Raw genomic sequence first — 10,949 nt, forward strand, 5'->3', positions numbered from 1 at the left:
CTGTTGTGCAATCCCGGTGGGTGGCGGCGGGTCCGACCCCGGCCCCCCCCTCTGGGGGGTCCCCCCACGCCGAGGCCGTGAGCCGTCGCCCGGGGCCCCGCGGGGCCCGCCGGGCTCAGCCGATGGTGCGGGGGAGGCGGGTGGTCAGGTACAGGATGGTGAAGGAGCCGACCAGCTGGATGCCCAGGCACAGGGCGAGCGCCCGGTCCATGCCGAGGGTGGGGGCGAGGGACAGGTAGAGCGTGCCGAGGGTGGCGACGCCGAGGGCGAGGCTGGACTGCTGGCTGGTGGCGAGGACGCCGCTGCCGACACCGGCCCGGGCGGCGGGGACCTTGGAGAGGACGACCCGGAACAGCGGGGTGCCGATCAGGCCCTGCCCGATGCCGGCGAGGGCGACGCCCGGGGCCATCCGCAGCGGGGAGAAGTGCGACCAGTCGGCGAGGATGGTCAGCGCGAGGGTGGCGAGGCCGAGGGCCTGGATGACGGCGCCGGCGCTGAGCACCCGGCTGCCCCAGCGGCCGATGAGACGCGGGCCGGCCAGCGAGGCGGAGAAGTAGCCGACGGCCATCGGGACGAGCGCCCAGCCGGCCGCGACCACACCGAGGTGGAGGCCCTGCTGGATGGCGACCGCGATGTTGAACATGAAGCCGCCGAAGCCCGCGAAGTAGGGGAGCGCGATGCCGAGGCCGCGCCGCATCTCCGGGATCCGCAGCAGGGTCGGCGGCACCAGCGGGGTGTCCCCGCGCTGCTCGGCGCGGCGCTCGACCAGGGCGAAGGCGACGGCCAGCACCGGGAACAGGGCGAGCAGCAGCCAGGACCAGAGCGGCCAGCCGGCCGCGCGGCCCTCCATCAGCGGGACGAGCAGGGCCAGCAGGGTCGCGGTGAGCAGAATGGTGCCGAGCACGTCGACCCGGGCGGCCTGGGTGGCCTTGCTCTCCGGCACGTACCGGACGGCCAGGACCACGGCGAGCAGCGCGAACGGCACGTTCACCAGGAAGACCGAGCGCCAGCCGGTGCCGAACAGGTCGGCGGCGACCAGCATCCCGCCGAGCACCTGCCCGATCACCACGGATATCCCGCCGACGGCGCCGTAGATGCTGAGCGCGCGGCCGCGCCGGGCGCCGTCGGTGGCGGCGGTGATGGTGCCGAGCACCTGGGGGATCAGCAGCGCGGACGAGGCGCCCTGGGCGGCCCGGGCGGCGACCAGCGACCACGCGTCGGGGGCGAGGCCGCAGGCCAGCGAGGTGAGCGCGAAGGCGGCGGCGCCGGCGACGAAGAGCCGGCGGCGGCCGAAGATGTCGCCGAGCCGCCCGCCGAGGACGAGCAGGACGGCGAAGGCGATGCCGTAGCCGGCCGCGACCAGCTCCAGGACGGCGGGTCCGGCGGCCAGGTCCTTGTCGATGGTGGGCAGGGCGACGTTGACGATGAAGAAGTCGAGCATCGGGAGGAAGGCCCCGAGCAGGACGGTGACCAGTCCGGCGGTGCCGAGGGAGGGCCCTGCGGTGCCTGACGGCGAGATGTGGGGGGCGGCCGTGGGGGCGGTCCGGTGCGAGGCCGGGGCGACGGCGAGTGGTTGAGTCACGGGTCATACGATCCGCCTCGCCGTACCCTGGTACCAGAGTGTGGTTATCCAGGTATAAGAAGTACCTGGCAACAGGCTGCGGACTGCCGCATGCTGGGACCATGAGCCTGATGACCCCCGTTGCGCAAGCCCGTCCCGGCTCGGCCGCGCCGCAGCGCAGTACTCCCGACGACGCCCGCCGGCACGACCTGGCGGCGTTCCTGCGCAGCCGCCGGGAGCGCATCGCGCCCGAACAGGTCGGCCTGCCGATGACCGGCCGCCGCCGCACCCCGGGGCTGCGCCGGGAGGAGGTCGCGCAGCTCGCCGCCGTGGGGGTGACCTGGTACACGTGGCTGGAGCAGGGCCGGGACATCCAGGTGTCCACCCAGGTGCTGGACGCGGTGGCCCGGGCGCTGCTGCTGGACCCGAGCGAGCGGGCGCACCTGTTCACCCTGGCCGGCGCGGAGGACCCGGCGCCGATCCAGGACTGCCCCTCGGTGACCCCGAGCGTCCGGCTGGTGCTGGACCAGCTGGCGCCGTACCCGGCCGTGGTGCTCAACGCCCGCTACGACGTGCTGGCGTACAACGCGCAGTACACCGGCTTCGTCGGCAGGCTGGACGAGCTGCCGCCCGAGGACCGGAACCTGATGTGGCTGGCGTTCACCGACTCGCACTTCCGTCAGGTCCTGATCGACTACCGGACCGAGCGCCTCGGCATGGTGGCCCGGTTCCGCGCCGCGATGGCCGACCACTCCGCCGGACCGGCCTGGAAGGCGCTGCTGGCCCGGGTGCGCAAGGCGTCGCCGGACTTCGAGGAGGAGTGGCAGCGGCACGAGGTGATGCGGCCGAGCAACGGGATCAAGCGCTTCCAGGTGCCGGGCGTGGGCCTGCTGCGCTGCGAGTACACCAACTTCTGGCTCAGCCCCCGGCTCGGGACCCGCATCGTCAGCTACACCCCGCTGGACGAGGAGACCCGGGCGCTGATGGACAAGCTGCCGACGAGCCTCTAGGCCTCTTGGCGGGTCGCCCGCTAGCCGCGTATCGCCTCCCGCCCGAGCAGCAGGCACACCACCGCCAGCGGCAGTTCGACGCAGAACGCCATCACCAGCGCGGCCAGCACCGCGTGCCCCGGCCCGGCGAAGGCGATGTCCACCAGCGCGTCCCCGACGAGCAGCAGGGCCACCGCCGCGCCTGCCCACAGCGCGGCGGGGCTGCGCCGGAGCAGCAGCGCGTCCAGCGACAGCAGGCCGGCGAACTCCAGCAGGTCGAGCACCACCCACGGCGTCTCGTGGTTGACGGCCAGGATCATCAGCCAGGGCAGCAGCGCGACGGCCGCCAGCCGCGGCGCCTGCCGCAAGCGCTCCGGCAGGACGTACGCCGGGGCGCCCGAGACGACGGCGATGGTCATGCCGCACCCCCGACCACCGCGACCTGACGCTCCCGCACCCGCTCCAGCGGCAGCCGCTCGGCCGGCCCGCCCGCCGGGCACTCGACCAGCACCGCGTCGAACGGCCCCTCGGCCCAGGCCAGCCAGAAGCACCCGGCCACCGTGACCACCTGGGCCGCCGAAGCCGTCCGGAACGAACGGGCCGTACGGAACAGCCGCCGCCCGCCGGTGAACAGCACCGAGGGTGCCGCGCCGTCGGCCGGCAGCCGCCCCCAGGCGAACGCGTGCGAGCGGTTCCCGGCGGAGGGGCTGCGTCGGGCGCCGCGCACCAGCTGCGGCGTGAGTCGGGCGGCGACCAGGACGTCGGCCAACTCGCCGTACTGGTAGAGCTCCAGCGCGGCCCGGCCGCGGCCGGACCCGACGCTGCGGACCGACCAGGGCCCGGCCCCGGTCGGCAGCGTCCCCTCCGGCCCCGACGCCGGGTGGAGCGCGCCCCCGGGAACACCCCCGTGGTTCCCGGGGACGGGCCGCCCGTGCGGCGGAGTGGCGGAGTGCGATGCAGTGCTCGTCATGTCCCCAAGCCTTCCGCCCCGAGGGGCCTCCTGTCGGTGGTGCCCCACACCGAATCGGGGGTGTACCTAGCTACACCCCCACCGGGCACCCCCCTTCATGGCGGCTCTTGATCACTGGGCCCTACGCTGTCCGCCATGCCCTCCACCACGTTGCGCCGAGCGCTCGTCAGGAGCCTCCGCCGCCCGCCGTGGTCGGCCGGGGCCTGGCGGGACACCCGCTTCATCGCGGCCGGAATACCCATGGCCGTGCCGGTCTGGCTGGCGATGACCGAGTCCCACCTGCTCTTCCCGGTCCTCGCGGTCGTGCTGATCTGCACCCGCTGGCTCACCGCCCTCCAGCGCGGACGGCTGCGCGCCCTCTGCGGTGTGGAGGTGCCGCCGCCCGGCGCGTCCGTGGCCCTGCGGCTGGGCCGGCTGCGGCTCGGTCTGGCCTGGCGTCAGATCGCCTACCACCTGCTGATCGGCCCGGTCCTGGCGCTCTGTGCGCTGGCCGCCGTCTATCTCTGGGGCATCGCCCTGGTGCTGACCACCCTGTACGCCTGGGTCTGGCTGCTGCCGCTCGGATCGGGGCTGCGCAGCGAGCTGGCCGGCCTGGACGTGGTGCTCACGGTGTTCGGCGTGCTGTTGCTGGTGGCGGCGCCCTGGCCGACGACGCTGACCGCCTGGCTGGAGGTCCGCTCGGCGCAGCTCCTGCTCGGGCCCAACCGGGCGGAGAAGCTGGAGCGCCGGGTCGAGGAGATCGCCGAGTCCCGGGCTGGCCTGGTGGACGCGGTGGACGCCGAGCGCCGCCGGATCGAGCGGGACCTGCACGACGGCGCCCAGCAGCGCCTCACCTCCCTCGCGATGAACCTGGGCCTGGCCCGGCGCACCCTCAAGGACTGCCCGCCCGACGCCATGCAGGTGATCGTCGCGGCGCACGAGGAGGCGCAGGCAGCCATCGACGAGCTGCGCGACCTGGTCCGCGGCCTGCACCCGGCGGTCCTGGAGGACCGCGGCCTGGACGCGGCGCTGTCCGGCATCGCCGCCCGCGCCCCGCTGCCGGTGCGCCTGGACGTCGACTTGTCCGCCCCGGTCGCCCCGACCGTCGAGGCGGTCGCCTACTTCACCGTCTCCGAGGCGCTCACCAACGTCGCCAAGCACGCCCGCGCCAAGCAGGTCGAGGTGTCGGTGCGCACGGCCGGCGGCCGACTGCGCCTGGTCATCAGCGACGACGGCGTGGGCGGCGCGGACCCCTCGCGCGGCACCGGGCTCACCGGTCTGCGCAAGCGCGCCGCCTCGGTCGACGGCACGCTGTCCGTTCTCAGCCCCCTCGGGGGGCCCACCACCATCACCGTGGAGTTGCCGTGCGCGCTGTGATCGCCGAGGACTCGGTCCTGCTCAGGGTCGGCCTGGTCAAGGTCCTGGAGGCGGTGGGCTTCGAGGTCGTGGCCGCCGTCGGGGACGCCGTCGAACTGCTGGCCGCCGTCGAGGAGCACCGCCCAGGGGTGGTGGTCGCGGACGTCCGGATGCCCCCGGGCTTCACCGACGAGGGCGTCAAGGCGGCGATGGTGATCCGGCAGCAGTGGCCGGAGGTCGCCGTGCTGCTGCTCTCCCAGTACGTGGAGGAGCGCTACGCCGCCGACCTGCTGGCCACCAACACCAGCGGCGTCGGCTACCTGCTCAAGCAGCGGGTAGCCAATGTGGACGACTTCGTGGACGCGCTGCAGCGGGTCGCCGAGGGCGGCACCGCGCTGGACCCGGAGGTGGTGGCCCAGCTGCTGGTGCGCCGCCACCGTGATCCGCTGGAGAAGCTGACCCCGCGCGAGCGGGACGTGCTCTCCCTGATGGCGGAGGGCCGTTCCAACGCGGCGATCGCGGCGTCCCTGGTGGTCAGTGACAGCGCGGTGGCCAAGCACATCAACTCGATCTTCACCAAGCTGGACCTCCCGCCGGCCGACGACAGCCACCGCCGGGTGATGGCGGTGCTGCGCTTCCTGGAGATCACGTGAGCGCGCGGTCCACCAGGGCGTGGCGGATCACCGGGGTGCTCACCGTGGTGTTCGTGGTGGTCATGGGCGGTGCGCAGACCCTGGCCCTGGTGGCCCGGCAGTCGCGGACCGAGCAGCAGACGTACGTCGCCTCCGTCCACAAGCTGCAGCTCGCCACGAGCAGCGCGTCGGTGCGGATCAAGCCGGGCGTGGAGGGCCGGGTCGTGGTGCGCAAGAACCTCGACTGGACGGTCTCCGAGCCGCGGGTGCGCGCCGACGTGGTCGGCGACACGATGACCGTCGGCGTGCAGTGCCGACGTTCCCTGCCCTTCTACAACTGCGGCGCCTCGATCGAGCTGGAGGTGCCGGCCGGCACCGAGGTCTCGGGCTCGGTGACCTCGGGGGCGGTCGAGGTGTCGGACCTCAGCGGCGGCGTCCAGTTGGACGGGACCTCCGGCTCGATCATCCTGCGCAGGCTGTCCGGCCCGGTCCGCGCGCGCACCACCTCCGGGATGACGCAGGGGACGGACCTCTCCTCGGACCGGGCGGAGGTGTCCAGTACCTCCGGGGCGGTGGACCTGACCTTCCTGTCGGCGCCGCAGGACGTCAAGGTGAGCACCGGCTCCGGCTCGGTGACCATGTTGATGCCGAAGGGCAGCCGCTACCGGATCAACGGCGGGACGGACTCGGGCAGCAGCAACATCAACCCGGCCCTGGGCGACGCGGCCAGCAGTAGGAGCCTGGAGGCCGACGTCGGGTCGGGCTCGTTGGACATCGGCTACCGCTCCGATTCGCGGTAGGCCGGGCGGGTGACCCGGGTGGGGGACAATGGAGAGTCCCGTCCCCCTACCCGAGGTCAGCCGCGCATGACAGCCACGCCCGCACCCACCGCGCCCGAGACCGAGTTCGCGCCGCTGGACATCGGCCCGATCCGGGTGTGGCCGCCCGTCGTGCTGGCACCGATGGCCGGCATCACCAACGCGCCGTTCCGCACCCTGTGCCGCGAGCAGAGCGGCGGCAAGGGCCTGTACGTCTCGGAGATGATCACCACCCGGGCGCTGGTCGAGCGCAACGCCAAGACCATGCAGCTGATCAAGTTCGACCCGAGCGAGAAGCCGCGCTCGATCCAGCTGTACGGGGTGGACCCGGTGACCGTCGGCAAGGCCGCCCGGATGATCTCGGACGAGGGCCTGGCCGACCACATCGACCTCAACTTCGGCTGCCCCGTCCCCAAGGTCACCCGCAAGGGCGGCGGCTCGGCGCTGCCGTACAAGCGCAACCTGCTGCGCGAGATCCTGCGCGAGGCGGTGGCCAACGCGGGCGACCTGCCGGTGACCATGAAGATGCGCAAGGGCATCGACGACGACCACCTCACCTATCTGGACGCCGGCCGGATCGGCGCCGAGGAGGGCGTGGCCGCGATCGCCCTGCACGGGCGCACCGCCGCCCAGCACTACGGCGGGACGGCCGACTGGTCGGCGATCGCCCGGCTGCGCGAGTCCGTCCCGGCGCACATCCCGGTGCTGGGCAACGGGGACATCTGGTCGGCCGACGACGCGCTGCGGATGATGCGCGAGACCGGCTGCGACGGCGTCGTGGTCGGCCGCGGCTGCCTGGGCCGGCCGTGGCTGTTCAAGGACCTGGTCTCGATCTTCGAGGGCGACGTGGACTACGCCCGCCCCGACTTCGGCTACGTGGCCCGGGCGATGGTGCGCCACGCCCAACTGCTCGGCGAGTGGCTGGGGGACGAGGCGCGCGGCGTGATCGACTTCCGTAAGCACGTCGCCTGGTACACCAAGGGCTTCTCGGTCGGCTCGGAGCTGCGGGTGAAGCTCGCCAACGCCTCCTCGCTGGCCGATCTGGCCGAAACGCTGGCCCAGGTGGAGCAGACCCAGTCCTGGCCGATCGGCGCGGACGGCCCGCGCGGGCGCACCAGCGGCAACAACCGCGTGGTCCTGCCGGAGAGCTGGTTGGACGATCCGTACGACTGCGCCCGGCCGGGCGCGGATGCCGAATCGGACACCTCTGGCGGATGATCTGTCCGTAGTGGCGAAATGGGCCCTCTCGGCCCGGTCGCCAGTCGGTCCTGGCCCTCTTGTCCATTCTGGACAGGAGGGCTCCTTTTTGGCGCTCCGATGTCACGGAACGAGCACATTCCTGGACGGAGTGCGACGATCGACGGAGCTGGTCTACGTTCGACCGGCGAGATGCGCTGGTGACGCTTGCCACACGGAGTTGCGACTGACGGCCGGTCAGTGGACGAAATGGACAGGTCGGCGGTGGATCGCTTCCCGAAGCCGATCCGGGTGCGATCGGCCGATCCGGGTGCAGGAAATCAAGCCGGGGCAACGCGACGGACGCACGGCCGCTACCCAGCGTCCGAATCGGGCGATCTTCGGGTTTCGTTGCCTTCAAGACTTGAACGCTGGCTAGCGTCAGGCGGACGATTTCACCAACAGAGGTGAACGCCTTTATGTGCATTCGATCTAGCGGGTTACCCCTCGGTACCGGCCTCGTGTGGCCTATTCAGGGCAGAGAAGTGCCTTCGAAATGGGTATGTTCTCCGGCGTCAGGGCAACCGCGTACGAGGAGACCGACCCGTGCCGTCCCAGCAGAAGTTTGTTTACTCCTTCACCGAAGGAAACAAGGACCTCAAGGATCTTCTTGGCGGCAAGGGCGCGAACCTGGCCGAGATGACCAACCTGGGTCTCCCCGTCCCCCCGGGGTTCACCATCACCACCGAGGCCTGCAAGGTCTTCCTGGAGACCGGCAGTGAGCCGTCCTCGCTGCACAAGGAGATCAGCGCCCACCTGGAGGCCCTTGAGCAGGAGATGGGCAAGAAGCTCGGCCAGGCCGACAACCCGCTCCTCGTCTCGGTCCGCTCCGGCGCCAAGTTCTCCATGCCCGGCATGATGGACACGGTCCTCAACATCGGCCTCTCCGACTCCTCGGTGGCCGGCCTCGCCGCCCAGTCCGGCAACGAGCGCTTCGCCTGGGACTCCTACCGCCGCCTGGTCCAGATGTTCGGCAAGACCGTGCTGGGCGTCGACGGCGAGCTGTTCGAGGAGGCCCTGGACGAGGCCAAGCACGCCAAGGGCACCGCCAACGACCTGGACCTGGACGCTTCCGACCTCCGGGAACTGGTCGAGGTGTTCAAGGGCATCGTCGAGCGCGAGACCGGCCGGGCCTTCCCGCAGGACCCGCGCGAGCAGATGGACCTCGCCATCCACGCCGTCTTCCACTCCTGGAACGGCGACCGCGCCCGGCTGTACCGCCGCCAGGAGCGCATCCCGAACGACCTCGGCACCGCGGTCAACGTCTGCACCATGGTCTTCGGCAACCTCGGCGAGGACTCCGGCACCGGCGTCGCCTTCACCCGCGACCCCTCCACCGGCGCCCAGGGCGTCTACGGCGACTACCTGTCCAACGCCCAGGGCGAGGACGTCGTCGCCGGCATCCGCAACACCCTGCAGCTGTCCGAGCTGGAGAAGCTCGACAAGAAGTCGTACGACGAGCTGATGGCGATCATGCAGAAGCTCGAGAACCACTACCGCGACCTCTGCGACATCGAGTTCACCATCGAGCGCGGCAAGCTCTGGATGCTGCAGACCCGCGTCGGCAAGCGCACCGCCGCGGCCGCCTTCCGGATCGCCGTCCAGCTGGTCGACCAGGGCCTGATCGACCTGGACGAGGCCCTGATGCGCGTCACCGGCGGCCAGCTGGCCCAGCTGATGTTCCCGCGCTTCGCCCCGACCGCCGAGTCCAAGCAGATCGGCTGGGGCCTCGCCGCCTCGCCGGGCGCCGCGATCGGCAAGGTCGTCTTCGACTCCTACACCGCCGTCAAGTGGTCCCGCTCCGGCGAGAAGGTCATCCTGGTCCGCCGCGAGACCAACCCGGACGACCTGGACGGCATGATCGCCGCCGAGGGCATCCTCACCTCGCGCGGCGGCAAGACCTCGCACGCCGCCGTCGTCGCCCGCGGCATGGGCAAGACCTGTGTCTGCGGCGCCGAGGAGTTGGAGGTCGACACCAAGGCCCGCCGCTTCACCACCGCCGACGGCCTGGTGGTCGAGGAGGGCGACATCGTCTCCATCGACGGTGCGTCCGGCAAGGTCTACCTCGGCGAGGTACCCGTGCTGCCGTCCCCCGTGGTCGAGTACTTCGAGGGCACCCTGCACGCCGGCGCCGACGTCCAGGGCGGACTGGTCCAGGCCGTCCACCGGCTGATGTCGCACGCCGACGGCCGCCGCCGCCTCGCCGTGCGCGCCAACGCCGACAACGCCGAGGACGGCTCGCGCGCCCGCCGCTACGGTGCCCAGGGCATCGGCCTGTGCCGCACCGAGCACATGTTCCTCGGTGAGGAGCGCCGCAAGGAGGTCGAGCACCTGATCCTCGCGGACAACGACAAGGACCGCGAGCTCGCCCTCTCCACCCTGCTGCCGCTGCAGAAGAGCGACTTCCTGGAGCTCTTCCAGGCGATGGACGGCCTGCCCGTCACCGTCCGCCTGCTCGACCCGCCGCTGCACGAGTTCCTGCCGGACATCACCGAGCTGTCGGTGCGCGTCGCCCTCGCCGAGGCCCGCAAGGACCCGAACGAGAACGACCTGCGCCTGCTCCAGGCGGTGCACAAGCTGCACGAGCAGAACCCGATGCTGGGCCTGCGCGGCGTGCGCCTCGGCCTGGTCATCCCCGGCCTGTTCGGCATGCAGGTCCGCGCCATCGCGGAGGCCGCCGCCGAGCGCAAGCTGGCCGGCGGGGACCCGCGCCCCGAGGTGATGATCCCGCTGGTCGGCACCGTCCAGGAGCTGGAGCTGGTCCGCGACGAGTGCGAGCGGGTGCTCGCCGAGGTCGCCCAGTCCACCGGCGTCCACCTGGACATCAAGCTCGGCACCATGATCGAGCTGCCGCGCGCCGCGGTGACCGCCGGTCAGATCGCCGAGGCCGCCGAGTTCTTCTCCTTCGGCACCAACGACCTGACCCAGACCGTCTGGGGCTTCTCCCGGGACGACGTGGAGGCCTCGTTCTTCACCGCCTACCTGGAGAAGGGCATCTTCGGGGTCTCCCCGTTCGAGACCATCGACCGCGACGGCGTCGGCTCCCTGGTCAAGCACGCCGTCGAGGCCGGCCGGGCCACCCGCCCCGACCTCAAGCTCGGCGTCTGCGGCGAGCACGGCGGCGACCCGGACTCGGTCCACTTCTTCCACGAGGTGGGGCTGGACTACGTCTCCTGCTCCCCCTTCCGGATCCCGGTGGCGCGCCTGGAGGCCGGCCGCGCCGCCATCGAGTCGGCGGGCAGCGACTCGCGCTGAGAGGGTAGGCATCCCCTACTCAAGCGCGGGTACGACTGACCGCTCCCCCTCCCGTCGGGAGGGCGTACACCGGAGCTCGGCGCAGGAGAACCGGCGTACGTAACACGGCCGGGCGGGGGCGGGCCACCGGCGCCCGGCCCCCCCCGCCGGACC

General features: G+C 72.1%; 9 protein-coding genes. 6 read left to right on the forward strand and 3 right to left on the reverse strand.

The window, feature by feature from the left end:
- Positions 1-115: 115 nt before the first annotated feature.
- Positions 116-1,582: an MFS transporter gene (locus ACFVWU_RS42870; RefSeq protein ID WP_387631717.1), complete on the reverse strand. Its 1,467-nt coding sequence runs from the start codon at positions 1,580-1,582 to the stop codon at positions 116-118.
- Positions 1,583-1,692: 110 nt separating this feature from the next.
- Here ACFVWU_RS42870 and ACFVWU_RS42875 point away from each other — a divergent pair, with 110 nt between their 5' ends.
- Positions 1,693-2,571: a helix-turn-helix transcriptional regulator gene (locus ACFVWU_RS42875; RefSeq protein ID WP_387631719.1), complete on the forward strand. Its 879-nt coding sequence runs from the start codon at positions 1,693-1,695 to the stop codon at positions 2,569-2,571.
- A 20-nt stretch (positions 2,572-2,591) separates the two neighbouring features.
- On the opposite strand, the gene ACFVWU_RS42880 is transcribed toward ACFVWU_RS42875, so the two are convergent.
- A complete protein-coding gene (locus ACFVWU_RS42880) occupies positions 2,592-2,969 on the reverse strand; it encodes a hypothetical protein (protein ID WP_387631722.1) in 378 nt (125 codons plus the stop codon).
- A complete protein-coding gene (locus ACFVWU_RS42885; RefSeq protein WP_387631725.1) occupies positions 2,966-3,520 on the reverse strand; it encodes a hypothetical protein in 555 nt (184 codons plus the stop codon). The genes ACFVWU_RS42880 and ACFVWU_RS42885 overlap by 4 nt, the downstream gene beginning before the upstream one ends.
- Before the next feature lie 135 nt (positions 3,521-3,655).
- On the opposite strand from ACFVWU_RS42885, the gene ACFVWU_RS42890 reads away from it, so the two are divergent.
- The 5 genes from ACFVWU_RS42890 to ppdK all read left to right on the forward strand — a co-directional run bounded on the left by ACFVWU_RS42890 (position 3,656) and on the right by ppdK (position 10,796).
- Positions 3,656-4,876: a histidine kinase gene (locus ACFVWU_RS42890; protein WP_387631727.1), complete on the forward strand. Its 1,221-nt coding sequence runs from the start codon at positions 3,656-3,658 to the stop codon at positions 4,874-4,876.
- Positions 4,864-5,508 carry a response regulator gene (locus tag ACFVWU_RS42895; protein ID WP_387631730.1) on the forward strand — a complete coding sequence of 215 codons (645 nt, stop codon included), beginning with the start codon at positions 4,864-4,866 and terminating at the stop codon, positions 5,506-5,508. The genes ACFVWU_RS42890 and ACFVWU_RS42895 overlap by 13 nt, the downstream gene beginning before the upstream one ends.
- On the forward strand, positions 5,505-6,287 hold the full coding sequence (locus ACFVWU_RS42900) for a DUF4097 family beta strand repeat-containing protein (RefSeq protein ID WP_387631731.1): 783 nt from the start codon (positions 5,505-5,507) through the stop codon (positions 6,285-6,287). Before ACFVWU_RS42895 ends, ACFVWU_RS42900 begins: the two co-directional genes overlap by 4 nt.
- Before the next feature lie 66 nt (positions 6,288-6,353).
- Positions 6,354-7,523, forward strand: coding sequence for a tRNA dihydrouridine synthase DusB (dusB, locus tag ACFVWU_RS42905; protein WP_387631733.1), 1,170 nt, complete (start codon positions 6,354-6,356; stop codon positions 7,521-7,523).
- Between the two features lie 564 nt (positions 7,524-8,087).
- Positions 8,088-10,796, forward strand: coding sequence for a pyruvate, phosphate dikinase (gene ppdK / locus ACFVWU_RS42910; protein WP_387631734.1), 2,709 nt, complete (start codon positions 8,088-8,090; stop codon positions 10,794-10,796).
- Positions 10,797-10,949 lie beyond the last annotated feature (153 nt).

Origin of the sequence: Kitasatospora sp. NPDC058190 (genome assembly GCF_042883685.1) — a bacterium.
Classification (GTDB): Bacteria; Actinomycetota; Actinomycetes; order Streptomycetales; family Streptomycetaceae; genus Kitasatospora.